Source organism: Moraxella catarrhalis (genome assembly GCF_001656295.1).
GTDB classification, from domain to species: domain Bacteria; phylum Pseudomonadota; class Gammaproteobacteria; order Pseudomonadales; family Moraxellaceae; genus Moraxella; species Moraxella veridica.
This window is the reverse complement of the sequence record NZ_LXHE01000010.1, coordinates 1-26760: the sequence shown is the minus strand read 5'-3', so window position 1 is coordinate 26760 and position 26760 is coordinate 1. Positions and strand designations below refer to the sequence as shown.

The following is a 26760-nucleotide window of genomic DNA, read 5'->3' as shown; positions in this document are numbered from 1 at the left end:
TTTGGTATTGTTAATGTTAAGCTAAATGGTCTGATGTGTGATTGGTCGGTTATTTTACAAATTTTAAATCTAAAAAAGATAGTAATAAAGGGGAGATGATGACTCATTTTGATACGTTGATCATTCATGCAAATTTGGCGACCATGAATGATGAATTTGGTTTTGGTGGGCAGACGCCTTATGGACAGATCCTAGATGGCGCGATCGGAATCAGCGAAGGTAAGATTCAGCATATCACCCATTCGGCTGCAGGGCTGACGGCTGATCAGGTGATAGATGCCAATCATCAGTGGCTCACCCCTGCTTTGATTGATTGCCACACTCATTTGGTCTATGCAGGTAATCGCAGTAATGAATTTGAGATGCGTTTAAATGGCGTGGATTATAAGACCATCGCCAACCAAGGCGGGGGCATCGTCTCAACGGTCAAGTCAGTGCGTCAGTCGAGTTTTGATGAGCTTTATCAAGCCAGTGAAAAGCGCTTGCAAGCTTTGATCAGCCAAGGTGTGTCAACCATTGAAATCAAATCTGGCTATGGTCTGGATTTGGAAAATGAAAGAAAAATGCTCTTAGTCGCCCAAGCATTGGGTAAAAACTACGGCATCACAGTCAAAAAAACCTATCTGGCTGCCCATGCGCTGCCACCAGAGTATAAAGATCAGCCTGATGAGTATATCGATCAAGTCTGCCAGTGGCTGCCGATTTTATATGAAGAAGGCTTGGTGGATGCGGTGGATGCATTTTGTGAAAATATCGCGTTTAGTCCAGAGCAGGTGTCAAAAGTGTTCGATGTGGCGCAGTCCTTGGGTTTGCCTGTCAAACTACATGCCGAGCAGCTATCAGATATGGGCGGTGCAGGTCTTGTGGCAGCTTATGAGGGGCTGTCCGCTGATCACATTGAATATCTTAATGACAATAATATTGAAAAAATGGCGGATAAAGGTGTCGTGGGCGTGCTTTTGCCGATAGCGTTTTATGTCCTTCGCGAGACCAAGCTGCCACCGATAGATCGTATGCGTAAGCAGGGCGTCTCTATGGCAGTCTCCACCGACTGCAATCCTGGCACATCACCGTCCACATCTTTACTGCTTGCGATGAACATGGCGTGTACTTTATTTCAGCTCACGCCAGAAGAAGCACTGGCAGGGACGACACGCCACGCCGCCAAAGCATTGGGGCTTGAGCATCAGAAAGGTCAGCTCAAAGTGGGGTTTGATGCAGACATCGCCTTTTGGGATATCAGCCGCCCTGCAGATTTGAGTTATTTGATTGGGCAAAATACCCTACAAACGCTTTTGGTGGGTGGTAAGGGTTATAATCTTAGCGCCCAATAAACCAGCGCCAAGGCTGCAAAGCGCCCAATGCCATGCCAATCAAGCCGATGACTAGGGTGGTATTTAGCATCTCTCCAAGTAGCGGCACTGCAATGATACTGGCAATAAAGGGCGCTAAGTTGGCGATACTACCTGCTTTAAAGATGCCAATTTGTGCCACCGCTTTGGCATAGGTTAATGTTGCGATGATGACCACAAAAATACCGTGAAATATCCCTTGAAATACCAAGTGTAAAGGCTTGGCTTGATCGAACGCTGGCGTGACAAAGCAGGCATAGATCAGCGTATAAATGATCGCTGACCAAATGGCGACGCCGCACATGATATGCCAGGCAGAAAAGCTCCATTTGCGCAGTAGTACCGAAAACAGCCCCCAGCATAGACCACTGGCAATAAACATCAAATCGCCGCGCCCAAAGTGCCCATCGCCAATGATCATGCTGACGGTCATAAATAGCAAAGTTATCACGATGATTGATAAACCTATGCCGGTCTGTCTGTCAATCGGCTGTCTTAGCATCAGATAGCCGATGAGCGCGGCAAATAGCGGGAATGTACCATTCAAAAACACCACGCCGTGCGCCACAGGGGCATAAAAAAATCCGCTATAAACAAACACACAATAGCCGATACTACCGGTCAAAGCTAGTACTACCATTTTAAAATCAAAAAGAAAGCGATAGTCTTTTTTCCACCATAAAATGGGCAAAAGCACAGCGGCGGCGATACCAAATCGAAGAAGTAATACATCCCAAATCTGAATCTGCCAATAGGCATTCATTCGAGCCATCAGCCCAAACGCACCCCAAATACACATGGTGATAAAGGTAAATAAATAGCCTTGTTGTTCATCAGATAAAGAGCGAAATACAGTCATAAACCACCGCGCAGACGGCAAAAACGCTATTGTATCATGCGGTATCTATAAACCCTAGCGATGAATCATCAAAAAATATTAAGCCTGAACTGCAAAGGAGCAAAATATTGTTACAAAAATGACCCATTGGTCAAAGTTATCATTTTTTGAACGAAAATTTACGTTCTGTAGTTTACAAAACCGCGCGGAATGTGTATTGTATTAGGGTCTGTGTTTTTATTTAATGTAACAAAAGAAGAGGATTCTATGAAAATATTAGTCGCGGTAAAACGTGTCGTTGACCACAATGTAAAAGTGCGTGTAAAAGCTGATGAGTCAGGTGTAGAGCTTGCCAATGCTAAGATGAGCGTTAACCCATTTTGTGAAATTGCCATCGAAGAAGCGGTACGCCTAAAAGAAAAAGGCGTCGCAAGCGAAGTAATCGCTGTCTCTATCGGCACCAGCCAGTCTTCAGAGCAAATCCGCTCAGCATTGGCATTGGGCGCCGACCGCGGTATTTTGGTTGAAACTGACGCCAAAGCACAGCCGCTACAAGTCGCCAAAATCCTAAAAGGTGTGGCAGAAGCTGAAGGTGCACAGATTGTACTACTGGGTAAGCAGGCGATTGACGACGATAATAACCAAACAGGTCAAATGCTTGCAGCGCTGATGGGCGTGGGTCAAGGTACCTTTGCTTCTGAAGTTGTGGTTGAAGGTGATAAAGTGAATGTCACGCGCGAAATCGACGGCGGTCTTCAGACGGTGGCGCTATCACTACCTGCAGTGATCACTACTGACTTGCGTCTGAATGAACCACGCTTCCCTAAGCTACCAAATATCATGGCGGCTAAGAAAAAGCCACTTGATACCAAATCACCTGCAGACTTTGGGGTGGAAATGACTTCTAAGCTTGAAACCATCAAAGTATCTGCACCAAAAGAGCGTTCAGCAGGCGTTAAGGTGTCATCGGTTGATGAGTTGATCGACAAGCTAAAAAATGAAGCGCGCGTTATTTAATACCCATTACAAAGTTTAAGGATAAAAAATTATGACAATTTTAGTATATGCAGAGCATGATAATAAAGAACTAAAGTCAGCGACCTTGTCGACCGTAACCGCTGCATCGCAGATGGGTGGTGATATCCATGTGCTAGTAGCAGGTGCTGATTGCCAAGCTGTGGCAGAAGAAGCTGCCAAAGTGGCAGGCGTAAGCAAGGTATTGGTCGCGGATAACGCTGCCTATGCCAATCAGTTGGCAGAAAATGTTACTTTGCTAGTCAAAGATTTGGCGGGTGATTATAGCCATATCGTGGCGCCTGCGACGACTACTGGCAAGAACTTTTTGCCACGCGTAGCAGCGCTTTTGGATGTGAGCATGGTCTCAGACATTACCGCTGTGGTAGATGCCAATACTTTTGAGCGCCCAATTTATGCAGGTAACGCGATTGCTACCGTGAAATCAAGCGAAAATGTATTGGTGGTATCGGTGCGTGGCACCGCATTTGAGCCAGCAGAATTGACAGGCAGTGCTTCTGTTGAGGCAGTGGACATCGCCGAAGATGCTGGTAAATCAAGCTTTGTGAAAGAAGAGCTGGCTAAGTCTGATCGCCCAGAGCTAACTTCAGCCAATATCGTCGTTTCAGGCGGTCGTGCGCTTGCCAGTGGTGAAAACTTCACCAAATACATCGAGCCTTTGGCTGATAAGCTTGGTGCAGCGGTGGGCGCGAGCCGTGCTGCAGTTGACGCAGGCTTTGTACCTAATGATATGCAAGTTGGTCAGACGGGTAAAATCGTTGCCCCAAATCTATACATCGCAATCGGTATCTCTGGTGCGATCCAGCACTTGGCAGGTATGAAAGACTCAAAAACCATCGTGGCAATCAACAACGATCCAGAGTCGCCAATCGCGTCAGTTGCTGACTACTTCTTGGAAGGTGATTTGTACAATATCGTTCCTGAGCTGACTGAAAAATTATAATTCACCATATTTTTCACAGCCAAAATACATCCAGTCATTTGATTGGATGTATTTTTTTAGATATAAAATATTAATAATGAATGTCCAAAAATACAATTTCTGGACGATTAAAAATGCGTGGGACAAATCGGGTTGATTCTTTTGCTAAGCCACGACTGACAATGAGCTCACTTGATCTGTTGGGGTCTGTATTATCAAGTTGATATTGACCGCCAGCGTAGGCTGGAAACAGCCCTTGATTGGGCGCAAACAGCCCATTAATCAAAGGTGGTAATCGCCATTGACCGCCATGGGCATGGCCGCTGACCACGATGTCAAAGGGATATTGGACATAGTCGCTCACACGCTCAGGGCGATGACTGAGCAAAATATTAATATGATCTGGATTGGCAAGCGTGCCGACAGTGTTTAGCTGAGTGTCAAATTCGCCACTGACTGGATCAGCCACACCCCAGACTGAGATTGGCGAATCGTTTAATCGCTGAACGCCCGTTCCGTGGAGAATTTGGATGCCATAGCTTTGGATTTTATCGAGGACGGTTTGGTACTCCAAGCTTGGCATATACAGCTCATGATTGCCATTGACATAATAAATATGGCGACTGACCGATCCAAGTTGTGACAGTAGGATATCGGCGTGGGTGTGCGCCAAATCATCGTCATAAATATCCCCGCCCAAAAGAATGATATCAGGCTTTTGTGCTCTTAAGATATCCATGATCTCATGCTGATGATCACCATAAAAACAGCTGTGCAAATCGGTGATGATCGCAGCGGATAAAGTCTTGGTCGCCGAGCTGGATGCGCCTTGCCAAGTGTATTTTTGCACCAGAATTTTGGTACTACTGGCAATCACAAAAACCCCAATCATAAAGAGAATAAGAACCCAAAACTGCCACTGTTTGACAACACTCATCTTGGGTATCTCCGCTGGCGCAGCATTTCATAAAAGCACACGGATCCTGCGATACTGACATTCAGGCTTTCTTGCCCGCCTGGCTGTGGCAAGGCGATGGGCGTTGCATGTTTTAAAAAGTCATCGCTCACGCCCTGACCTTCGTGCCCAAGCACCCAGGCGATGGGCTGAGTCAAGTCATGATCATAAATGACCGTGTCGGTGTGAGAGCTGGTGGCATAAAAGGGCGTTTGCACTTTTTGTAAGATTTCATCGGTAGTGATGTGCTCATAAATCGATAAAGAAAAATGAGCGCCCATGCCTGCCCGCAGCACCTTGGGTGACCAAAGGTGGGCGGTGTGTGGCGTGGTGATTACCGATTGGATGCCGACAGCAGAAGCGGTGCGCAGCAGCGTACCGATATTACCAGTATCTTGTAGCCCATCCAAAATCAAGCAGTCTGCCTGAATATTGACCAAATCAAGATCAGGAATATCAACAATCGCCATCATGTCGATGCCATCGCCTAGGGTGCGAATTTGTTTGTAGAGAGTATCGGCAATGACAATCATGTCCTTATGCTCAGCATGACTCAGTAAAGGCAAGACTTCGTGATGGCTTGCGGCACTTTGGCTAACCAAAAGCTTATTAACCGTGAGTCCCTGCTTAACATAAGCATCTAGCAAATGCACGCCTTCGATGACCGTTTGCCCGCTTTTTTTGCGGGTGCGGTGTTGCGTGAGTAAGGCTTGGGCGTGGCGAACAGTGGGATTGGTGGGAGAGGTGATGATCATAGTATGATAAATTTGACTCAAAAGTTAGGGGCGTCATGGCACTATAAAACGCCAACATTAGGAACATCAAAGCTGCGACAGCCTTCAGTGAATAAAAAGCCGCCTTCATGGCGACTTTTTGGATGGGTTATACTGGATCGCCATTCGCCAAAATGCCTGCCTTGGCGTGCAGATCTTTGACATAGTCTACTTCTTCTTTGGCGCCAAGCACCACAGGAATGCGCTGATGGATGTGGCTAGGCTGAATCTCCATGATACGCTCAACGCCATCTGTACTTGCGCCGCCAGCTTGCTCAATGATAAAGCTCATCGGATTGGCTTCATACATCAAGCGCAGCTTACCTGCCTTACCTGCGATTTTGGTGTCAAATGGGTACATAAATACGCCGCCACGAATCAAAATCCGATGCACATCAGCAATCATCGCCGCCACCCAGCGCATATTATAATCTTTATTACGCACGCCCAGATCACCTGCGACCAAGCCATCAATGTATTCTTTAATCGGATCAAGCCAGTAGCGATAATTTGACGCATTGATGGCGTATTCGGCAGTCGTCTGACTGATGGTGACTTGATCATTAATCAGCAAATACTCTTGGCTGGTTGGATCAAAGCTGAACATCACGACGCCTTGACCCAGCGTCATCGCAAGCATGGTGCTGGTGCCATAAATAAAATAGCCTGCCGCTACTTGTTGAACGCCTGGTTGTAAAAAATCAGCTTCGGTGGCTTGGCTGCCGACGCGCGGATGCGGCAAAATAGAAAAAATCGTGCCCACAGTCATATTGATATCAATATTTGATGAGCCATCCAAAGGGTCAAAAGTGACAAGCAGCGTGCCTTGATCATTGGCAGGGCTGATCTCATCCAGCTCTTCGGAGGCGACGCCTGCACAGTGCGGGTTTTGGGTGAGCGCATCAAGCAGCAGATCATTAGAGATGACATCGAGTTTTTTTTGGGCTTCGCCTTGCACATTTTCATTGCCAGTCTCGCCATGAATGCCTGCCAACGCCCCTTTATCAAGTAAGGCACTGATGGCGATACTGCTCTTTGCTAAGGTATCGATGGTGCTGGCAAGCTCAGCGCTTGCCTGTGATTGTAAATATTGAGTCAAAGTCATCATAAATGTATCCTTCAATGACGGCATGGCTTAGCAAAAGGCTAAGAGCGCGCTGTGATTTTGTGCTATTTTAACATGATTTTTGGGGCTGTGTCAGTTGATGCGTGATAAAAATAAATAATTTTATTGTTAGTAAAATTAATAAATAGCCCAACCACTAAAAATCGATTCAATGGATGTATCAAAGAAAAATATCGTTGTTTTCAAGCCAAAAAATTTGCTAAAATGGCTTAATTTATTTTTTTATTTGATCAAGTGAATATCAGGGGCTGCGCCTCGTCACTAGGTATCAAATTTTAAATGAAACTTTTTAGATAATTGATAAGGAAAACCGCCATGATCACCATTCAAGCTCGCCTAAATGCTCAGCTCGCACAGCCTCAGCTCGCTGATGATGGCGGTATCCGCCATTTTATCGGTGTGGAGGGGCTGAGCAGACGGCAGCTTGAGAGCATCATCGATAAGGCGATGGGCTATTTTGATGAAGATGGCAGGCTGATTAACACCACAGAGCTGTCTGGTAAGACGGTGATGAATTTGTTTTTTGAAAATTCCACACGCACTCGCACCACCTTTGAGGCTGCCCAAAAACGGTTGGGTGCTAATGTGCTAAACCTTGACATCGCGCGTTCAAGCACCAACAAAGGCGAGACTTTGCGTGATACCCTTTGGAATTTGGAGGCGATGAGTGCCGATATGTTTGTGGTGCGTCATTCTGCCAGTGGGGCGGCCCATTATATGGCGACCGAGGTTACCCCCAATGTTGCCATCATCAACGCAGGCGACGGCTGGCACGCCCACCCAACGCAGGCGATGCTTGACATGCTCACCATTTACCGTGAAGCAGATAAGCCCTTTGATGAACTTTCTGTGGCGATTGTTGGCGACATCAAGCACAGCCGCGTCGCGCGTTCAGACATCTCAGCGCTACAGACGCTGGGGGTCAAGGACATTCGTGTCATCGCCCCCAAGACTTTGTTACCAAAAGGCATTGAACGCTATGGCGTCTTGGTATTTGATGACATTGATAAAGGCGTGGCAGATGCTGATGTGATTATTGGCTTACGCATTCAAAATGAACGCATCGGCTCACCACTTTTGCCATCAACTTCTGAATATTTTAAAATGTATGGCATCACCGAGGCTCGTGTTAAGCTTGCCAAGCCCAATGCCATCATCATGCACCCAGGCCCTATGAACCGTGGTGTAGAGATTGCATCAAGCGTGGCAGATGGTAGTCAGTCGGTGATTTTAAAACAGGTCAATAACGGCATTGCGGTGCGTATGGCAGTGATGGCGATGGCGATGGCAGGACAACGACAAGCAGGCTATTTTAAACCTTACAACTAAGATGGATTTTTTATTTTATTTTTTACTTTTTATTTTTTTATTTTTTATAAGGATAAAGTCATGTTAACAAAATTCACAGCGTTAGCCATGGGTGTGTTGTTGTCGGTATCGGCATTGGCGGCGGATATGGCGACTTTGACGCGCCAAGCCCAAAGTGGTGATGCAGCGGCTCAGCTTGATTTGGCTAATGAGTATTATAGCCAAGGTAACCATGCCAAAGCATTTGAATGGTACACCAAAGCCGCAGGTCAAGGCGATGCAGATGCTCAAGCTATTTTGGGTGCGATGTATGCCAAAGGTCAAGGCGTGCATCAGGATTATCATAAAGCGGTTGAATGGACCACCAAAGCCGCCCATCAAGGGCATGCAGATGCTCAAACTATTTTGGGGCTGATGTATTACAATGGTGAAGGCGTGCGTCAAGACTATCGCAAGGCAGTGGAATGGACTGCCAAAGCCGCAGGTCAAGGGTTTGCAGCTGCTCAAAATAATCTGGGTGTGATGTATGAGAATGGTGAAGGCGTGCGCCAAAATAAAAGCACCGCCAAACGCTACTATGGTCAAGCCTGTGATAATGGAGAACAGCTAGGCTGTGATGACTACCGCAGGCTAAACCAACAAGGCTATTAGACGCTGATGATGCCCCGTATCCCAAATCAAGCAAATAGATTGCGAGAACTGGGGCATCAAGCGTGGCGGACGGTGGGCAATCGGTGATTTTAAAACAAGTCAATAACGGCATTGCGGTGCGTATGGCGGTGATGGCAATGGCGATGGCAGGACAACGACAAGGAGGGCATTTTAAACCTTACAATTAAGATGGATTTTTATTTTTTATTTTATTTTTTATAAGGATAAAGTCATGTTAACAAAATTCACAGCACTAGCCATGGGTGTGTTGTTGTCGGTATCGGCAATGGCTGCAGATATGGCGACGGCGGATATGGCGACTTTGACACGCCAAGCCCAAAGTGGTGATGCAGCGGCTCAGTCTGATTTGGCTGATGAGTATTATCAGCAAGGTAACCATGCCAAAGCATTTGAATGGTACACCAAAGCTGCCAATCAAGGGGAAGCAGAGGCTCAACATAATCTGGGTGTGATGTATTATGAGGGTCAAGGCGTGCGCCAAGATTATTATAAATCGGTTGAATGGTACACCAAAGCCGCCAAACAAGGGTATGCAGATGCTCAATTTAATTTGGCGCTGATGTATGCCCAAGGTGATGGCGTCCGCCAAGACTATCATAAAGCGTTTGAATGGTTTACTAAAGCCGCCAATCAAGGGCTTGCAGAGGCTCAGTTTAGTCTGGGTGTGATGTATGATGAAGGTCAAGGTGTGCGCCAAGATTATTATAAAGCGGTTGAATGGTACACCAAAGCCGCCAATCAAGGGTATGCAGGGGCTCAATTTAATTTGGCGCTGATGTATTATGAGGGTCAAGGCGTGCGCCAAGATGATCAAGAAGCGGTTGAGTGGTACACCAAAGCCGCAGGTCAAGGTCATGCAGAGGCTCAATATAATCTGGGTGTGATGTATTATGAGGGTCAAGGCGTGCGCCAAGACTATCATAAAGCGGTGGAATGGTTTACCAAAGCCGCCAATCAAGGGTTTGCTCAGGCTCAAAATAATCTGGGTGTGATGTATGATGAGGGTCAAGGCGTGCGCCAAAATATAGCAACCGCCAAAATTTACTACGGACAAGCCTGTGATCATGGGCTGCAAAAAGGCTGTGATAATTATCGATTACTTCATCAGCAGGGCCATTAGCACTGATGCATACCCAGTTTGTCCTAAATCAAGCAAAGAAAGAGACTGTTATGAAAAACCTACTTCCCCAAGACTGGCAGCCGCCGCACATCTCAGAGGCGGACACTGCGGATAAATGGCTGATACCACCCATCGTGGATCTGTGTGCGCGCCTAAGGGAGCCTGGGCATCAGTCACATGGTACGCTGGCAAGCGAAGGGCGAGCGGCGCGCCAAAATGGTATCCTGCATATCGTGCTGCCACCAGACACCGATCCTGTGCTCGAAAACGGCTCGCTCTTAAAGGGTCTGCGTGAGAAGGCGTGGGCGGATGGGGGTATTCATTTACATGTATTGGGAGCATTGACTCAGGGTCTGGAAGGTAAGCAGCCTGCGAACTTGGCAGGGCTTAAGCAGGGCAATGCGATCGCAGTGACGAATGCAGGCGCAGGCTTTGAGAATGATTTGGTGCTACTGCGCTGCTTGGAGTATGCGGCGACTTTTGGGCTAAAAGTGTTTTTTTATCCTGATGAGCCAAGCCTATCAAAAGGCGGCGTGGCGCATGAAGGCTACATTGCGTCCTTTCATGGCTTGCAGGGTATTCCTTGGCTGGCTGAGACCATTGCGCTGTCTAAGCAGATTTTGATGACCGAAGAGACAGGCATCAGCGTGCATTTTAGCCAGATCACTTGCCGCACTTCGGTAGAGCTGATTCGCCATGCCAAGCAAAAAGGCTTGCCCATTACCTGTGATGTGGCGATGCATCAGCTGCATCTGACCGATGATGATATCGAAGGCTATGATGCCAATGTCTATGTGCTGCCACCTTTACGCTCTAACACTGACCAAAAAGCACTCATCGCAGGTCTAAAAGATGGTACCATTGATGCCATCTGTAGCCATCATGAGCCGCTGTCATCGAGTGCTAAGCAGGCGCCATTTGCTGAGAGTGCGCCAGGGATTAGTAATTTTGATACCTTTGTGTCGCTTGGGGTGAAACTGGTGGCGGATGGTGTGTTAAGTGCCGAGCAGCTGGTAGAAAAAATCTGCCTAAATCCTGCCAAAATCGCAGGCATTACAGATTATGAGCGCATTGGCGGGGCGGTACTCATTGACCCAAATCAAGCATGGACGGTGACCAAGGACACCATGCTATCAGCAGGTAAAAATACACCGTTTATGGGTGAGACGCTGGTGGGTAAGGTTGAGCGCGTGTTTTTTGAGGGCTAAGTTTAGATCTTAAAATCAAGACCTGTTTTTACAGGTCTTTTTTGTCTTGAGCGGACAGAAAATTGGTGCTATAGTGAAAAAAACTAAGGATGGTAAACGATGCAAAAAATACTGTTTTTATTTGTGCCTGCAACACGACTTGACAGAGTACCAAAGGCGCGCGATTCTGGGGCGGATAAGATCATCATTGATCTAGAAGATGCGGTGGCGGACGACCAAAAGCAAGATGTGCGCACGGCTTTGAGGGCGTTTGATGCTACCGCTCAGCACAGCTATTGGCTACGAATCAATGCCAGTCATACTGCAGAGTATCACTTGGATATCGCCTGCATCAAACAGCTAAATAATTTGGCAGGCGTGCTACTACCCAAATGCCAAAACGCTCTGCAGGTCGAAAGCCTGCACCATCAAATAAACACGCCTGTGATCGCCATGATCGAGACAGCAGTGGGGATGGCAAATATCGCCAATATCGCCACATCTAAAGGCTTGTGGGTGATGAGCTTTGGCAGGCTGGATCTGATGCATGAGCTGGGCGTGCGACTAGGGTCGCAAGCATCGAAGCTGATTTTTGATAAAATTCGCGCTGATTTATTGATCCATTCTGTGGCAAACGGCTTGAATCCGCCCATTGAGACGATTTTTGCTGAGTTTGATAATGAGGCAGGCTTAAGGGCGTGCGTGCGTCATTGGAGCGACTTTGGTTTTGGGGGGCAGCTTTTGATACACCCCAAACAAATCACGACCGTACGCCAAGTGCTTAAGATGGACGAAGATGAGTTGGCATTTGCTCAAGCGATTTATCAAAAATATCAAGAAACAGGCGATACGGTCTTTGCCATCGATGGTAAAATGGTGGATCTGCCGCTGATTCATTGGGCAAATCATTTACTCAAAACCGCCAAAAACTAAACTTTGATAAATTAAGCTTGGTCTGTGGTGATGGCGATGGCTTGGCTGATGCTGTGATGACCGCTGAGCACCATAAATAACCGATCTACCCCAAGTGCGATACCAGAGCACTCAGGCAGCGCATCACAGGCAGCAAGCAGGCGAGTGTCTATGGGTATGATGGGCAGCCCCAAACGCTCGCGCTCATCATTATCCGCTTCAAAACGCTTTAGCAGCTCTTGGCTACTGGCAAGCTCATCATAGGCATTGGCGATCTCGATGCCATCAATGTACAGCTCAAAGCGTCTGGCTACCTGATGCCCATCAGCGTCGGTGGTCATCTTGGCAAGGGCGGCTGTGGCAGGTGGATAATTCATAATCAGCGTGGGCGCATCAAGCCCCAGATGCGGCTCAACCAAATGACTGAATAACAAATCCAGCCAGCCTTGCTGATCGTCTGCCATGTCAAGGTGAATCCCATGCGCCAAAGCACAAGCGCGCAGCCCATCTATGCTGCCGCTAAAAGGATGCACGCCTGTGTACTTTATAAATGCCTCAGCATAGCTCATATAAATAAGCTCAATGGCTTTGCCATAAACCGTGCTCAAAAAAGCTGCCAGCTCTTGCGCCAGCTCATCTAAGCTAAAATGCGGGCGATACCACTCAAGCATGGTAAATTCGATGTTATGCCGAGCGCCTTTTTCATGATCGCGAAACACTTGGCATAGCTGATAGATAGGCACCTGATAGCTTGCCAGCAGCCGTTTCATGGCAAACTCAGGGGAAGTGTGCAGATAGCCTGTGACCTTACCGCCTTGAGTGTGAAAGCGCGCCTGAACCGACTCGATATATACATCGGTATTGCCAGCGTGCGACAGAATCGGTGTGGTCACCTCCATCACGCCCTGCTCATCAAAAAACGCACGAATCTTTTGTAAAAGCTTGGCTCTTTTTTTAGCATCCGCCAACGATAAGGTAGGGGCAAAGTCACTGCTCATGGTATCATTACTCAGCATAATATCTGTACATTATTCACAGTCAAAAATCCACTCTCGGCGCAGGCGATAATGTTTACGCAAAGCATCAAAATCAGCGCCTGACACGCCTGCTTGATTGACCGCTCTTAGGTCGTGATAATCAGCGTTGATGTCATAAAACTGTCTCAGATTCTCTAAGGTTTGATCGCTCAAAAGTTTGGAGAAGTGATACGGATTGGGCGGCAGTAAAGCGTCAAATCTTTGAATGATCGGCAAATCAAACTTACGGCAAAAGGCTTGATAAATCATATCAGTGCCGCGAATTTTACCCTCAAGCGTATAGCCTGCGATGTGCGGCGTGGCTATGCTTAGGGCGTCAAACAAAGGCGCGCTGATCGTCGGCTCATCGGGAAAGACATCCAAAACCACTTGCAAATTTTTATGATTGATCGTGTCGATCAATGCCTCTTCTTCGATAATCTCGCCGCGAGCGCTGTTGATGAGCAGGGTGTTTGGGCGTAATTTTTCAAAGATTTGCGCATTAAACATCCGATATGTTGGATATGCGCCTGAGTGCGTCAAGGGGGTGTGAATGCTGATAACATCAGCGGTCAGCACTTCTTCAAAGCTTGCGTTATTGATCTTTGACGCCCTTAAAAAAGGATCAAATCCAGCGATTTGCCAACCTAATTGATCAGCATAGTACGCCAATGTGCTGCCGATATTCCCAAGTCCGATGATGCCCAGCTTGATGGGTTTTTGGTTAAATTGTAGGCAGGTATTTAAAATGGCGGTGACCACATATTGGGCAACCGAGTGCTTACTACATCCTGCAGCGTTGGTAAAACTGATTTGATGTTCAGCCAAATATGTGCTATCCACATGATCAGTGCCGATGGTGGCAGAGCCAACAAACTTAAGCGGTGTACCTTTTAAGTCACCAAGATTTTCTGCAGTCACTTGAGTGACCGATCGGATAAACAGTGCGTCTGGTCGATGATCGGCAAGGCTTTGATGGTTAATGGCGCGTCCTGCCATTTTGATGACTTTGATGGGATGATGAGCTAAATAATCATCAAGATTGGCGATGTTTTCATCAGCAAGTACAGTCAGCATTATTTCACCTTAGTGCAATGATCGTCTGTACCCATGATGGCGTCGTGATTGAGTACAGGGGCGGGGTCGGTATCGGCTAATAATGCTCTGCCATCGGCAACCGTAAAGCCGCTGCTACGACTGGCAAAAATTTCATTTTTGTGCTGGCTGATCCACTCTCGCCAAACAGCCAATCCAATCGCCAACACCACAGGACCAATAAACAGACCGACAAAGCCAAATGCGGTCAAGCCGCCGAGCACGCCAATAAAAATGATAATAAAAGGAATCTTTGTAGCACCGCTGATCACGATGGGGCGAATCAAATTATCCACCCAGCTGATCACCAACATCCCCCAAAGTCCAAGCCCAATGCCTTCGGTCATCTGCCCTTGAGAGATCAGCCAAAGCGCCACCGCACCCCAAGCAAAGGGCGTGCCAAAGGGAATCATGGCAATGATAAAGGTAATCAAGGTCAGCAAAATGGGGTTTGGTGCACCTGCCACCACATATCCGATCCCAGCCAGCAGCGCTTGAGCCAGCGCAGTCAATCCAATGCCATACACCACCGCTTGTGTGGTTGCTCCTACCGAGTCAATGTAATCATCAATGCGGTCGCCGATGATGTTACGCATGGCTTGACGGATCTGTCTGATCAGGCTTAAGCCATCACGATAAAAGAAAAATACCGTCATCAGCGCCATACCGAGCTTGGCGAGATTTTTTAGGGCGGCATCGAAGGCGACTTTGCCATAATACAGATGTGATTGCACCCACTGGCGCACCGCCTCCATCGTGGTTTCAGGGTTTTTGTTAATCTCCCAAAGCGTGTCTTTAATCGTCTGTCCGATAACAGGTAGGTCCTTGATTTGGCTGGGTAAATCTAAATATCCTGCTTGTAGGCGACGAATTGCCATGCCAACAAAACTTAGCACTTCATGTTGTAGGTAGAACACACCCACAATAAGCGGTACGCCAATCATAAGCGAGATGCAAAAAGTCATCAAAAACGCACTAAAACTGGGGCTTAGACGGACTTTGGTGTGAAAAAAGGTATAAATGGGAAAGGTAACATATGCCAAAATCCCTGCCCATAATGCTGGCACGATAAAAAATTGCACCACCTGTAAACACAGTATGATAAGTACCGTTAATAAGATAAACGCAAGTAAACGCTGTACGACCAACTCTTTGGTCCATTGTTCGATCATGACGCGCTGCCAATCCCCATAAAACGATTTTTAGTTGTTGTTTGATGACACATCATACAGCCAAGTGTGAAATGGTTTGGATGCTTTATTAGTTTTGGCTGTCATAAATAGTCCTATTATGCACCAAAATTAATAAAATATCTCGTCGGATTTGGATTATTTTTAAAGATTTTTCTTGCTATAGTTGTGCTGATCAACATCACAGGCGCAAGTTTGGGTTAAATCATCTTAAATGAGCGGTCGTGGCGGCAGTTGCTTATTTGACCAAGCGATTTAAGGCGTTGGCAAAGGCGATTTTATCCTTATCGCCATAGGGTTTTTGACCGCCCATTTGGGCAGGATCGAGCACGCCCGTACCACGCAGAGTATCCATAAAATCACGCGCATTTAATTTGGGCTTAATGTTTTGAAGGGTGTATTCTTCTCCGCGCGCTGTGAGGACTTTGGCGCCTTTATTTAAGACATCATTGGCAAGCGGAATATCGCTTGTAATCACCAAGTCTCCAGCCTCTGCCGCCTGTACGATATACTCATCTGCCACATCAAACCCTGTGCCGACCACCACAGACGATAAAAACGGCGACGGCGGCAGTTTGGTCATCCGATTTGCCACGAATACCGCCATCGTCTGAGTGCGATTGGCGGTCTTGATAATCAGCGCTTTGGCGATGTTGGGAATGGCGTCGGCATCAATGAGTATTTTCATGGCAAAAAAGTGCGGCAGTGGATGACAGACAAGCGGATGCTATGAAAGCAGCTGCTCGATGTTTGCAACGGTTTGATCAAGTGCATCGGTCATCACCGTGATGTGCCCGATTTTGCGTCCTGCGCGCTCATCTTTATGATAATGATGCAAATGCACCCCAGAGTGCGCTAGCACCAAATGAGCATCTGAATAAGTGCCAATGATATTTAGCATGACCGATGGCTTGATCACTTGGGTATCGCCCAGCGGCAAGCCAGCGACGGCGCGAATGTGGTTTTCAAATTGACTGCAATGAGCGCCTTCAATACTCCAGTGACCAGAGTTATGCACGCGCGGCGCGATCTCATTGGCGATTAAGCCTGAGTCAGTCACAAATAGCTCAAGCGTCAGTACGCCCACATAATCAAGATGGCTTAGAATTTTACCGATGTTGGATTGGGCTTGCTCGGTCAGATGATCGGCATCGGCAGCAGGCGCAATGGTCTTTGATAAGATACCATTGGTGTGATGATTTTCAACCAGTGGATAATAGCTGATGTCACCATCTTGAGCGCGTACGGCGATGATGGAGACTTCGCGGCTAAAGTTAATAAACCCTTCAGCAATCAGTGGTGCAGGTGTATCGGTCAGACCACCATCGCCAGTGACCGCGCCGCCAAGCTCATCCCAAGCCGCGCCGATTTCATCGATAGTTTTTATGAAAAATTGTCCTTTGCCGTCATAGCCGCCACGGCTGGTCTTTAAGACCAAAGGTAGTCCAAGGGTTTTGGCGGCAGTCTGTAACTCATCCAAGCTTTCTACCGCCATAAACGGTACGGTGTCGATGCTTAACTCATTAAATAAGGCTTTTTCTGCCAATCGGTTTTGGGCGACTTCCAAAGCATTGGTGGGTGGGAATAAGCCGCCTTTATACTCAAGGCTTGCCAGTGATTTGGCTGTCTTGACAGGCGTATTTTCAAATTCTAAAGTAAAGACATCGCTGACAGCAATAAAATCATCAAGCTCATCGTATTTAAACACTTGCCCATATAAAGCAGCTGGCGCATTGTCAGCATCTTCTAAAAAGACGCAGCGATAGCCGAGCTTTAGGGCAGCTTGAGCAAGCATCATCCCAAGCTGACCGCCGCCAAGAATACCGATGGTTTTGATGGAAGTAGTCATAAAAAATATCCGAAAAATCTACAAAAAAAAATTTCGGATATTATCGCATATTTTAATAAAAAATGGGCGTTAATTTGCCAAATACCGATCCATCAGGGATTGATGATTCCAGGCGTTGGGCTGGCAAGCACGGTATCGGTTTGCTTGGTGCGAAATTCATCAAGCAGCTGTGCCAAGCGGCTGTCATGCAGCGCCAAAATCTGCAGGGCAAGTAAGCCAGCATTAAATGCGCCAGCGGTACCGATTGCAAGCGTGCCAACCGCCACGCCTTTTGGCATCTGTACGATGGATAATAAACTGTCCCAGCCACTCAATGTACTGGATTTGACAGGCACGCCAAGTACAGGCAGTGGGGTTTGGCTAGCGCACATTCCTGGTAAGTGTGCTGCGCCGCCAGCGCCTGCGATGATGACTTGCAAGCCTTTGTCTTTGGCGGCTTTGGCATAATCAAATAGCTTATCAGGCGTGCGGTGCGCTGATACTACTTCACACTCAAACGCCACGCCAAAATCTGCCAAAATCTGCGCCGCTTCAGACATCGTTGCCCAGTCTGATTGAGAGCCCATGATGATACCGACTTTTGGGGTGCCAGCAGGTGAAGTGATGGGAGCAGGCTGAGTTGGGTGAGACATGATTTTTCCTTAAAAATAGTAAACGAATAAATTAGCACATTTGCTAAAAAATGGCAATTTTTGGGTTTATTCTTTGGGCGTATCTTTGGCATGAATATACTGCACAAAATACTCATCTGACAGCTTGGGGTTTTGGGTGTCAAACTGATAAGCGGTCAGATAGCCATTCATGCCTGCGGAATAATCAGTACAAACTACTTGCTGCGATAAGATGCTTGGCGTGCCATTGAGCCAATAATGACCAATAAAAATCGGCTTATGGGTGGTCAGCTCAAAATCCATCGGCAAAGGCTTGATGTCTGAGTCGCTGGGCAGATTCATCGTCGCTCTAGTGCCAAGCTGTGCAATCTCAGACAGTGGGCGATTTTGCCAGTCTTTTTGCCACCATTTGACACGAGTACGCTTGCGCACGATGTCATGCCCATCCACGAGCACCACGCCTGCAGGTAAGGGGCTCTCGATGCCTTTTAGGAGTCTTTCAAGCGCGTAAAATTCGGTGGAGTCATTGATGGAGGTTGCGATGATACCGCGCTGGGTGATGCGATGATCTGGGGTGAGATAGGGCGCAAGTGCTGCTTGTGCCTTGGCGTCCCAGCAGGCGTGTACGATGTTCAGATCAGGTAGTTCAAGCCACAACGGTAGCTCATAAAGGCGAGACAGCCAATAATAATAGCTGTCAGAACCGATCGGCGCTTCATCCAAAAATGCTTGATGCTGTTTGGTATTTCGGCTGGTGTGAGGGCGGCAATAGTCGCCGTCAGGATGCGGTGTGGCATAGCCGATGGCGTTATATTCATGATTGCCCATCACAGCGAGTGCAGCACCGTGATCTAGCATATCAAAGATGATTTGCAAGGTGTCTAGCTGACGAGCGCCGCGATCAATATAATCACCAATAAAAATCGCTTGATGACCGCTCGGCGGCTGATAGCATTGCCCGTCGTGCCGATAGCCAAGCTGCTCAAGCAGCCCAATCAGCTTGTCTGCTTGTCCGTGTATGTCCCCAATAATATCATAAATCATAGCATTCCCCTTAATGTCAATTACTATAGCATATTTGACAAAAATGGGTAAAGCTTAGCCAAGCTGTGATCCACTAAAAACGACTGAGCCGTCTTACAAAATCTTGCCCAAGATTGCTAGAGTCTGTTGAACATTCATATCTTAAGCCATTGATAAGCAAAAGCTAGAGCCACATTATTTTCAAAGTTTCTTTTTAGCTTACAATCCAATTTCAAGTAGAATGGGTTTAAGTCTTTTGTATTGCTTATCATTTAGCGCTTATCATTTAGCATGAGTCTGGGCTTAGTCATAGCGAGTAGTTCTCTTTTTGGGTCAGAGCTTAAAGTGTACTACTCGCTATCTTTTTGGTAAAATTTTCTTTCTCAATGTTTAATACGCCCTAATATTAAGCGATTAAAAAATGCGATAACTTGTTCGCTTACTATATCAAAAATGATATATACATTGAAATAACTTAGATCTGACTCATGAGTCAGATTGTCTTGAAATTCGACATTTCTCTATTGATCTCTACTAGTACTAAGGATAGTTCTTTTGAGACATTATAATTTTTGTATTATAAATAACAAAACCTTAAAATACCTTTACTGCATAAACCAACCATGACTTGCGACAATCGACTGTCCTGTAAAGACGTTGGTTGGAAAAGATGCTAGAAATAATGCCAACTGAGCTATATCATCAATAGTTGTGAATTCTTTATCAACTGTATTTACTAACATGATTTCGTCAATAACTTGTTGTTCTGTTATGCCTTTTTCAAGTGCCTGCTCAGGAATTTGTTTTTCAACCAAAGGAGTTTTCACAAATCCAGGGCAGATTACATGAGATCTGACATTAAATTGTGCACCTTCTTTAGCAAGCACTCGATTCAATCCTAGCAAGCCATGCTTTGCAGTCACATAAGGGGCTTTATAGAAGCTAGCCTCATGAGAATGAACAGACCCAATATAAATGACTGTACTTAAGTTTAGATCCTCATACATAAATTTAAGAGCGGCCTTTGTGGTTAAAAACGCCCCATCCAAATGTATACTCAACATCTTTTTCCAGTCCTGGAAATTCAATTTATCGATAGGGCTAATAATTTGTATGCCAGCATTAGAAATTAAGATATCTATTTTCCCAAACATGGTGACTAAATCTTTAACACCTTGATTTACCGAGCATTCTTCCGTTACATCCATTTCAATAGCTATCGCTATTCCTTGATTTTCTTCAATTTCTTGAACTACCAAGTCAGCTGAATGCTTATTAATATCGGCCACACCAACCTTTGCACCCGCTTGCGCAAAGGTGAGCGCCATCCCTCGCCCCAACCCACTACCGGCACCCGTAATAAGTACAGCCTTCCCAGTTAAATCTTGACGACCTTTCATCTTATCAGCTCCAATGATTTATATTTAAAAAGAACCAAAAACCGTACCTAATATAATAACTACAGTAGTGGCTAAGATAGGTATAGCAATGGTAACAGCTGCCAGATTGGCATAAGCTGACTTATGGGTTAGACCACAGATTGCCAACAAGGTCACTACCGCTCCGCTATGTGGTAAAGTGTCAAGTCCTCCAGCAGCCATCACTGCAACTCGATGCATTAATTCTGGATCAATACCTGCTATTAATGCCATTTGCAGATAGTCTTCTCCCAAAGTGGATAATGCTATACTAAGACCGCCAGATGAAGAGCCTGTAATTCCTGCTAAAGTTGTCATAGCTACCGCTTCAGAAATTAAAGGATTTGAAGGTGTTAAGTTCAAAATACTGTCACGAATTAATATAAAGCCAGCTAATGATGCAATAACTGCTCCATAGCCAACCTCTGAAGCGACATTAAATATAGGCAACATTGAGTCAAAAGTCCCCTGATTTAAACTTTTTCTAAAGTTTTTCCAATGCCTATAGTTTAATATAATTAAACTTAAAATTGCGGTCGCCATAGCTATAATGATTGACCATAGTCCGAGCATACTACCAATATTGAATTCAGGATATAATTCCTGAAATATTGAAAGATTAATAGTCGGAAATATAAGATAGGTCAGTAGAGCATTTATTCCTATAACCAATATGAGTGGAATAATAGCCAACATAAAGGGCATATGATTAACTTTAATATTTTCAAATTTTTCTTCACTATGAATTCCATAGCCCTCACCAGCTGCTTGTGCTTTTTTGGCACGGCTATTTAACCAAAAAACGCCTCCAAAAAACATGATTATAGCCCCAATGGTTCCTAAAACTGGAGCTGCAAAAACATGAGTTTCATAATAAGGTATTGGGATAGCATTTTGAATAGCGGGAGTGCCCGGCAAAGCCGTCATAGTAAATGTAAAAGACCCCAAAGCGATAGACGCTGGAATCAACCTTTTGGGAATTTCTGCTTGCATAAATAGTTTTGCCGCAATTGGATAAATAGCAAATGCTACAACAAAAAGAGATATGCCGCCATATGTCAAAATTGCACATATTAATACAACAGACAAGATTCCATTTCTGCCACCTAGCTTATCTACAACGAATGTTGCAATACTACCTGCAGCCCCCGAATCTGCCATTAACTTACCAAAAAGAGCTCCTAATAAAAAAATCGGAAAAAATCGAAATAAAAAATCACTGAATGCCTTCATAAAGACTATTGTATAAGAAGGTAAACTATTTAGCGCGTCACCACTTAATACAACTGCTAATATAGCCATAGCTGGTGCTAAGATTAATACCGAGTAACCTCGATAAGCAAGGTACATAAGCAACAGCAATGTTAAAATTATAGGCAAGATTCCATCCATAAATACACATCCCTTTTATTGTGTATACCGTTTATATTTTTATTATACTTAAGATTCAAATATTTATAAAGTAAATTTGATCCTATTTAGAGTCTGTTGAACATTCATATCTTAAGCCATTGATAAGCAAAAGCTAGAGCCACATTATTTTTAAAGTTTCTTTTTAGCTTACAATCCAATTTCAATTAGAATGGGTTTAAGTCTTTTGTATTGCTTATCATTTAGCATGAGTCTGGGCTTAGTCATAGCGAGTAGTTCTCTTTTTGGGTTAGAGCTTAAAGTGTACTATCTCGCTATTTTTTTGGCAAAATTTTCTTTCTCAATGTTCAACACGCCCTAAGTAAAAATCCAGTTCTTGAGACTGGATTTTTTTGTGCATTATTGGAAAATCTGCCTTTATAACACGATTGATGGTTAGATGATTGATAAAAATGGATTGTTTTTGTATGAAAAATAGCTAAATCTGGTGGCTTAATGGCTAAAATTTGCCTGATAAAAAACTCATAGCCTGTCGTTTTAAACAGGTATTTTTTATGGCAAATACAAAAGGTAGTCATATCCTAGCAAAGATTATTTATGTTAAGGTTATTATCATTGATTTTTAAGTTTTGTGATATTGGCTTAATAAATGACCAAGTAAATCAAAGCGTGAAAATTGTTTATAATTTATTACATATAATAATGATAATTATTTACATTATTATAATTTGAGGTTATACTACCCAAAACCCAAAAAAAGAGGGCAACTTCTATGAGACATTTTCAGCCAAAATATCTAACTTTATGTTTATTAATCATGTTAAGCACACCAGCGATGGCTCAAAAGTCAGATGATGATTTGCCATCTGTTACGCTTGATGCTGTTGTCGTTACCGCTGAAGCTCAGGTTAAGCAGTCTTTGGGGGCGTCTATGATTTCTAAGCATGATTTAGAACGAATGCCTGTCAAATCTGACATCTCTGAAATTGTTCGTAAGATGCCGGGCGTAAATTTGACAGGCAACTCTGCAACAGGCCAACGAGGTAATAATCGCCAAATTGATATTCGTGGCATGGGTCCTGAAAATACGCTGATTTTAATTGATGGTAAGCCCGTCACTTCTAGAAATAGTGTCCGTTATGCTTGGCGTGGCGAGAGAGACACTCGTGGTGATTCGCAGTGGGTTCCTGCAGAGGCCATTGAATCTATTGAGGTATTGCGTGGGCCTGCCAGTGCTCGTTATGGTAGTGGTGCTATGGGCGGTGTGGTGAATATTATCACCAAAAAAAATTACTCATGAAAATCAAGGTTCGGTACAAGTTTATATGGAGCACCCAAAAAATGATAAACAAGGTGCCTCGCATCGTATTAGTGCCAGTTTCAGCGGTCCTATTATAGATGATAAATTGGGCTTTCGCATCTATGGCAGTTATAATAAGACCGATATGGATGATGTGGATATTAATCCTCTTGTACCATATTATAATGCCAGAGGCAACGGATATTTGACTCGTGCAGCAGGGCGTGAGGGCGTAAAAAATCAAGATTTGGGCGTGTATTTAAATTATCAAATTACCCCCAATCATGCCTTGAGTTTTGATGCTGCTTATGGTCGTCAAGGCAACTTGTATGCAGGTGATACACAGTACTCCAATCATGATGCCTCCAACCATGATACTAGCGATAGAACCAAAGTAAGCAATGCCCATCTCAATAGTCTTATTGGTAAAGAGACAAATATCATGCGTCGCCATGCATATTCTTTGGCATATGATGGCATATATGATTGGGGTGATGGTAAGTTGACTTTACAAAACAACAAAACCAAAAATACTCGTTTGAATGAAGGTTTGGCAGGTGGACCAGAAGGCGTCATTGACCATAGAGCTTCTCATTTTGAAGATACCAAATTAAATACACGGCGTATACATGGTGAGGTCAATATACCTTTGCAAATCAAAGTACCCCAAAAATTGACGGTTGGTGCAGAATATACGCATGATGAGCTGATTGATAAAGCGAATATGGACGAAGGCACAGCAACAGGCACAGACCCAAATGCGATCTATTCAGCTGCATTTGTTACTGGTGATAGAAGCCAGTCAAAATCTGAAATCCTATCCATTTATGCTGAAAATAATCTGTCACTGGGCAATAAAACCAACCTAGTTTTGGCAGGTCGTTATGACCATCATAATAAATCTGGCGGTAACTTTAGCCCTGCTTTAAACCTAACGCATCATCTTGATGATCATTGGACACTAAAAGCTGGCGTAGCCCAAGCTTATAAAATACCAAATCTGTACCAAAATACCGAAGGTTATTTATTGGGTACTCGTGGCGGTGGTTGCCCAATTGGTCTTGTGCCAATGGGTCAATGGTGCGTATTGCAAGGTAATGAAAAGCTAAAGCCTGAAACATCACTGAATACCGAACTTGGCATACAATATCAAAAAGATACGGTTCATGCTCATTTGACTTATTTTCATAATGATTATAAAAATAAGATTGCTGCTGGCACAAGCATACTTAATACAGTTACCCTACCTTATGCGGCAAATAATGGTAGAACAACTAATATGACTTATAATTTATTAAAATGGGAAAATGTTCCGAAAGCAAAAGTTGAAGGCATTGAGGGCAGTTTGGTTTTACATTGGGGGAATATTCGTTGGACAAATAACATTACTCGTATGATGAAATCGGTAGACCAGCGTACAGGTAATCCCTTATCGCTGATACCTAATTATACCTATAACTCAATCATTGATTATCAAATTACTGATGACTGGGATATGAATTTCACCTTGACCAAATATGGTCGTCAAAAGGCACGCCAAGTAGCAGAAAATGTCATTGAAAACCGAACGGGTGATGGACTTTTGCATAATAAAGATGCTAAGGGTTATCATATTGCATCAATCAACACAGGCTACCGATTTAATGATGCTTTGACTGCTCGTATGGGTATCAATAATATATTTGATAAGCAAAAGTTGCGTGATCACAACATTGGTCAGACTTATAACGAGCCTGGGCGTACTTACTTTGCTGGCTTAAAATACCAATTTTAACCGTGGACTAATTGTATTATATTTATAAAATCATTCATAACAATATTTATAAAAATGATGAAAAAATTTATGCAAATAAGCTTTTATAAAGCCTGTTTTATGATGATGACGGTGATGCTAATGGGTTGTACTACTTTATCTACCACAATGTATCAATCTGATGGCTGGCAACCTGTAAGCATATCAAATAGTTATGAAAAAGCCATTCATTCTAATTTTACTCATAAAGACCATCTGATTCAGGTAGCAAAAATTGGCAATCAACCTAAAAATGGCTATGCAGTGGTTTATGTACTTGATGGCAATGCGTTTTTTTCGCCAAGTGTGTCCATTGCCCAAATGCTACAGGGTAGACCCAGTGAAACCAATCCAAAATCTTTGCTTGTGGTGGGTATTGGCTATAATACAGGGCGTAGGCTTGATGTCTTTAATCGTACTCATGATTATACACCGCCTGCTGCCAGCTATCCTGCACCAAACGGTGAGCAGGTGAAATTTGGTGGGGCGAACATGCTTTATCAATTCATCACACAGGAGCTGACGCCGATATTAGATGATGAATTTGGCATCAACTCACGGCATCGCACACTGATTGGGCATTCATATGGCGGGTTATTTGGGCTATATTCATTGCTCAATCATGGCGATGGATTTGATCATTACCTCATTGCCAGCCCATCAATTTGGTGGAATGATAAAAGCATTTATGAATATAAAGCAGGCTTTATGCCCGCATCTAATGTTGGCAATGTCATCATCACGCTAGGTGAGCAAGAGTTAAATGCCAAGCGTCATAACCCAAATGCACCTACGACCGATTTACAAGGCAGTGATGCTTATCAAACCATGCTATTTTTAAAAGATAATCTACCAAATGCTAAAGTTGACTTTCATTTTAATTTGGGTCAATCACATGGTCTGAATGCTTATCCATCTATGATTCAAGGCATTAAAATGGCATATGATGCCTGCCGTTTGGATACAACATGCTAAAATTGGCTTGGTAAATTTGTAAATTTGTTTAATGTTGAAACAGTATTCATAGTCATCAAATGATTGGGGTATTTTAGAGTCTGTTGAACATTCATATCTTAAGCCATTGATAAGCAAAGGCTAGAGCCACATTATTTTCAAAGTTTCTTTTTAGCTTATCAAAGCGTGTGGCAATCGCTCGATAATCTTTAATTTTGCAAAAAGCATTTTCGACTAAATGCCGAAACTTATATAAATACCAGTCCATATGGTCATTGGATTGCTTACTATTTGATTTTCGTGGAATGTTTGCATGCGTTTTTTTTCTTCAACATACGTACGAAAATCCTGTGAATCATAGCCTTTATCAGCACTTAGCATGACAACATTGCTTAAATCAACTTTATCTATCAAGTCTTTTGCCATTTTGATGTCATGGGTTGTGCCATCAGTGATGATAAAGGTCATTGGATTACCATGAGCATCAACGGCTAAATGTATTTTAGTTGTATTACCCCCATGACTTTTAGCAATCGCTTGGTCTTTAGGGTTTGCTCCACTGCTATGTTGATGGGCTTTGATGTGGCTACCATCAATAAAGACCCATTCCATGTCTGGTTGGTTTATTACTTTGTTAAACAGTAAAATGAGCTTGTTATTGGCTGACCAACGGTTGAAGGCTTTGTAAACTGTATTGTGTTTCTAAAAATATCTGGGTAGGTCTCGCCATGGTAAGCCTAATTGCATTCGATACAATACACCTTCTACAGTCTTTCGTAAGTTGGGTTTGTCATACAATCCAATTTCAAGTGAAATGGGTTTAAGTCTTTTCCATTGCTTATCATTTAGCGCTTATCATTTAGCATGAGTTTGGGCTTAGTCATAGCGAGTAGTTCTCTTTTTGGTTCAGAGCTTAAAGTGTACTATCTCGCTATTTTTTT

The 26760-nt window shown here is 44.3% G+C and carries 22 protein-coding genes and 3 pseudogenes; 11 read left to right on the top strand and 14 right to left on the bottom strand.

The window, feature by feature from the left end; translation table 11 throughout:
• The first annotated feature begins 95 nt into the window (after window positions 1–95).
• Window positions 96–1334, top strand: a complete 1239-nt coding sequence (gene hutI / locus AO382_RS04970; protein ID WP_064618672.1) for an imidazolonepropionase — start codon at window positions 96–98, stop codon at window positions 1332–1334.
• Here the strand turns inward: hutI and AO382_RS04965 are convergent.
• Complete coding sequence (locus tag AO382_RS04965) at window positions 1321–2241, bottom strand: DMT family transporter (protein WP_064611779.1); 921 nt, start codon at window positions 2239–2241, stop codon at window positions 1321–1323. The two genes, hutI and AO382_RS04965, sit on opposite strands and share 14 nt — an antisense overlap.
• Window positions 2242–2457: 216 nt before the next feature.
• Between AO382_RS04965 and AO382_RS04960 the strand changes: the two genes are divergently transcribed.
• The gene (locus AO382_RS04960; RefSeq protein WP_049236567.1) at window positions 2458–3207 is read left to right on the top strand and encodes an electron transfer flavoprotein subunit beta/FixA family protein; all 750 of its coding nucleotides are present in this window, start codon (window positions 2458–2460) and stop codon (window positions 3205–3207) included.
• A gap of 31 nt (window positions 3208–3238) precedes the next feature.
• Window positions 3239–4168, top strand: coding sequence for an electron transfer flavoprotein subunit alpha/FixB family protein (locus AO382_RS04955; RefSeq protein WP_064618670.1), 930 nt, complete (start codon window positions 3239–3241; stop codon window positions 4166–4168).
• 70 nt (window positions 4169–4238) lie between these two features.
• Here the strand turns inward: AO382_RS04955 and AO382_RS04950 are convergent, their stop codons facing one another.
• The 3 genes from AO382_RS04950 to AO382_RS04940 form a co-directional block, all read right to left on the bottom strand.
• Window positions 4239–5084 (bottom strand): metallophosphoesterase, encoded by an 846-nt coding sequence (locus tag AO382_RS04950; protein WP_064618668.1) that lies wholly within the window; start codon window positions 5082–5084, stop codon window positions 4239–4241.
• A complete protein-coding gene (locus tag AO382_RS04945; RefSeq protein WP_064611816.1) occupies window positions 5081–5857 on the bottom strand; it encodes a TrmH family RNA methyltransferase in 777 nt (258 codons plus the stop codon). Before AO382_RS04945 ends, AO382_RS04950 begins: the two co-directional genes overlap by 4 nt.
• Window positions 5858–5984: 127 nt before the next feature.
• A complete protein-coding gene (locus tag AO382_RS04940) occupies window positions 5985–6983 on the bottom strand; it encodes a class 1 fructose-bisphosphatase (RefSeq protein WP_064618666.1) in 999 nt (332 codons plus the stop codon).
• Between the two features lie 333 nt (window positions 6984–7316).
• On the opposite strand from AO382_RS04940, the gene AO382_RS04935 reads away from it, so the two are divergent.
• The 6 genes and pseudogenes from AO382_RS04935 to AO382_RS04915 all read left to right on the top strand — a co-directional run bounded on the left by AO382_RS04935 (window position 7317) and on the right by AO382_RS04915 (window position 12221).
• Window positions 7317–8330: an aspartate carbamoyltransferase catalytic subunit gene (locus AO382_RS04935; RefSeq protein ID WP_064618664.1), complete on the top strand. Its 1014-nt coding sequence runs from the start codon at window positions 7317–7319 to the stop codon at window positions 8328–8330.
• Between the two features lie 60 nt (window positions 8331–8390).
• Complete coding sequence (locus tag AO382_RS04930; RefSeq protein ID WP_064618662.1) at window positions 8391–8960, top strand: tetratricopeptide repeat protein; 570 nt, start codon at window positions 8391–8393, stop codon at window positions 8958–8960.
• 53 nt (window positions 8961–9013) lie between these two features.
• Window positions 9014–9148, top strand: a pseudogene (gene pyrB, locus AO382_RS10665) (aspartate carbamoyltransferase catalytic subunit); the annotation flags it as partial.
• 44 nt (window positions 9149–9192) lie between these two features.
• Window positions 9193–10101 carry an SEL1-like repeat protein gene (locus AO382_RS04925; RefSeq protein ID WP_064618660.1) on the top strand — a complete coding sequence of 303 codons (909 nt, stop codon included), beginning with the start codon at window positions 9193–9195 and terminating at the stop codon, window positions 10099–10101.
• Between the two features lie 50 nt (window positions 10102–10151).
• The gene (locus AO382_RS04920) at window positions 10152–11309 is read left to right on the top strand and encodes a dihydroorotase (protein WP_064618658.1); all 1158 of its coding nucleotides are present in this window, start codon (window positions 10152–10154) and stop codon (window positions 11307–11309) included.
• Window positions 11310–11408: 99 nt separating this feature from the next.
• A complete protein-coding gene (locus AO382_RS04915; RefSeq protein WP_064618656.1) occupies window positions 11409–12221 on the top strand; it encodes an HpcH/HpaI aldolase/citrate lyase family protein in 813 nt (270 codons plus the stop codon).
• An 11-nt stretch (window positions 12222–12232) separates the two neighbouring features.
• Here AO382_RS04915 and epmA read toward each other — a convergent pair whose 3' ends face one another.
• The 9 genes from epmA to AO382_RS04870 form a co-directional block, all read right to left on the bottom strand.
• On the bottom strand, window positions 12233–13198 hold the full coding sequence (epmA, locus tag AO382_RS04910) for an EF-P lysine aminoacylase EpmA (RefSeq protein ID WP_064618708.1): 966 nt from the start codon (window positions 13196–13198) through the stop codon (window positions 12233–12235).
• A 30-nt stretch (window positions 13199–13228) separates the two neighbouring features.
• A complete protein-coding gene (locus AO382_RS04905; RefSeq protein WP_064618655.1) occupies window positions 13229–14293 on the bottom strand; it encodes a 4-phosphoerythronate dehydrogenase in 1065 nt (354 codons plus the stop codon).
• A complete protein-coding gene (locus AO382_RS04900; protein WP_064618654.1) occupies window positions 14293–15483 on the bottom strand; it encodes an AI-2E family transporter in 1191 nt (396 codons plus the stop codon). The genes AO382_RS04905 and AO382_RS04900 overlap by 1 nt, the downstream gene beginning before the upstream one ends.
• A 256-nt stretch (window positions 15484–15739) precedes the next feature.
• On the bottom strand, window positions 15740–16189 hold the full coding sequence (locus AO382_RS04895; protein WP_064611495.1) for a YaiI/YqxD family protein: 450 nt from the start codon (window positions 16187–16189) through the stop codon (window positions 15740–15742).
• Window positions 16190–16228: 39 nt separating this feature from the next.
• A complete protein-coding gene (locus AO382_RS04890) occupies window positions 16229–17350 on the bottom strand; it encodes a 5-(carboxyamino)imidazole ribonucleotide synthase (protein WP_064618652.1) in 1122 nt (373 codons plus the stop codon).
• A 92-nt stretch (window positions 17351–17442) separates the two neighbouring features.
• Window positions 17443–17982 (bottom strand): 5-(carboxyamino)imidazole ribonucleotide mutase, encoded by a 540-nt coding sequence (gene purE, locus AO382_RS04885; RefSeq protein ID WP_064618650.1) that lies wholly within the window; start codon window positions 17980–17982, stop codon window positions 17443–17445.
• Between the two features lie 66 nt (window positions 17983–18048).
• Complete coding sequence (locus AO382_RS04880; protein WP_064618648.1) at window positions 18049–19005, bottom strand: metallophosphoesterase; 957 nt, start codon at window positions 19003–19005, stop codon at window positions 18049–18051.
• Window positions 19006–19589: 584 nt separating this feature from the next.
• Window positions 19590–20384: a 3-hydroxybutyrate dehydrogenase gene (locus AO382_RS04875; protein ID WP_064618646.1), complete on the bottom strand. Its 795-nt coding sequence runs from the start codon at window positions 20382–20384 to the stop codon at window positions 19590–19592.
• 24 nt (window positions 20385–20408) lie between these two features.
• Window positions 20409–21794, bottom strand: coding sequence for a GntP family permease (locus tag AO382_RS04870; RefSeq protein ID WP_064618645.1), 1386 nt, complete (start codon window positions 21792–21794; stop codon window positions 20409–20411).
• 751 nt (window positions 21795–22545) lie between these two features.
• Between AO382_RS04870 and AO382_RS04865 the strand changes: the two are divergent.
• A pseudogene (locus AO382_RS04865) lies at window positions 22546–24847 on the top strand (FepA family TonB-dependent siderophore receptor).
• 69 nt (window positions 24848–24916) lie between these two features.
• Window positions 24917–25840, top strand: a complete 924-nt coding sequence (locus AO382_RS04860; protein WP_064618642.1) for an alpha/beta hydrolase — start codon at window positions 24917–24919, stop codon at window positions 25838–25840.
• A gap of 91 nt (window positions 25841–25931) precedes the next feature.
• Here AO382_RS04860 and AO382_RS04855 read toward each other — a convergent pair.
• Window positions 25932–26635: pseudogene (locus AO382_RS04855) on the bottom strand (IS5 family transposase).
• Between the last annotated feature and the right edge of the window lie 125 nt (window positions 26636–26760).

Excerpts from the sequence above, each read along its gene's own strand:
- AO382_RS04860 (WP_064618642.1), top strand. The coding sequence starts at position 24,917 with ATGCAAATAAGCTTTTATAAAGCCTGTTTTATGATGATGACGGTGATG.
- AO382_RS04875 (WP_064618646.1), bottom strand. The coding sequence starts at position 20,384 with ATGAAAGGTCGTCAAGATTTAACTGGGAAGGCTGTACTTATTACGGGT.
- epmA (WP_064618708.1), bottom strand. The coding sequence starts at position 13,198 with ATGAGCAGTGACTTTGCCCCTACCTTATCGTTGGCGGATGCTAAAAAA.
- AO382_RS04915 (WP_064618656.1), top strand. The coding sequence starts at position 11,409 with ATGCAAAAAATACTGTTTTTATTTGTGCCTGCAACACGACTTGACAGA.
- AO382_RS04920 (WP_064618658.1), top strand. The coding sequence starts at position 10,152 with ATGAAAAACCTACTTCCCCAAGACTGGCAGCCGCCGCACATCTCAGAG.
- AO382_RS04945 (WP_064611816.1), bottom strand. The coding sequence starts at position 5,857 with ATGATCATCACCTCTCCCACCAATCCCACTGTTCGCCACGCCCAAGCC.
- AO382_RS04935 (WP_064618664.1), top strand. The coding sequence starts at position 7,317 with ATGATCACCATTCAAGCTCGCCTAAATGCTCAGCTCGCACAGCCTCAG.
- AO382_RS04925 (WP_064618660.1), top strand. The coding sequence starts at position 9,193 with ATGTTAACAAAATTCACAGCACTAGCCATGGGTGTGTTGTTGTCGGTA.
- AO382_RS04955 (WP_064618670.1), top strand. The coding sequence starts at position 3,239 with ATGACAATTTTAGTATATGCAGAGCATGATAATAAAGAACTAAAGTCA.
- AO382_RS04940 (WP_064618666.1), bottom strand. The coding sequence starts at position 6,983 with ATGATGACTTTGACTCAATATTTACAATCACAGGCAAGCGCTGAGCTT.
- AO382_RS04880 (WP_064618648.1), bottom strand. The coding sequence starts at position 19,005 with ATGATTTATGATATTATTGGGGACATACACGGACAAGCAGACAAGCTG.
- AO382_RS04905 (WP_064618655.1), bottom strand. The coding sequence starts at position 14,293 with ATGCTGACTGTACTTGCTGATGAAAACATCGCCAATCTTGATGATTAT.
- AO382_RS04960 (WP_049236567.1), top strand. The coding sequence starts at position 2,458 with ATGAAAATATTAGTCGCGGTAAAACGTGTCGTTGACCACAATGTAAAA.
- AO382_RS04900 (WP_064618654.1), bottom strand. The coding sequence starts at position 15,483 with ATGATCGAACAATGGACCAAAGAGTTGGTCGTACAGCGTTTACTTGCG.
- AO382_RS04930 (WP_064618662.1), top strand. The coding sequence starts at position 8,391 with ATGTTAACAAAATTCACAGCGTTAGCCATGGGTGTGTTGTTGTCGGTA.
- AO382_RS04895 (WP_064611495.1), bottom strand. The coding sequence starts at position 16,189 with ATGAAAATACTCATTGATGCCGACGCCATTCCCAACATCGCCAAAGCG.
- AO382_RS04950 (WP_064618668.1), bottom strand. The coding sequence starts at position 5,084 with ATGAGTGTTGTCAAACAGTGGCAGTTTTGGGTTCTTATTCTCTTTATG.
- purE (WP_064618650.1), bottom strand. The coding sequence starts at position 17,982 with ATGTCTCACCCAACTCAGCCTGCTCCCATCACTTCACCTGCTGGCACC.
- AO382_RS04890 (WP_064618652.1), bottom strand. The coding sequence starts at position 17,350 with ATGACTACTTCCATCAAAACCATCGGTATTCTTGGCGGCGGTCAGCTT.
- AO382_RS04870 (WP_064618645.1), bottom strand. The coding sequence starts at position 21,794 with ATGGATGGAATCTTGCCTATAATTTTAACATTGCTGTTGCTTATGTAC.
- hutI (WP_064618672.1), top strand. The coding sequence starts at position 96 with ATGATGACTCATTTTGATACGTTGATCATTCATGCAAATTTGGCGACC.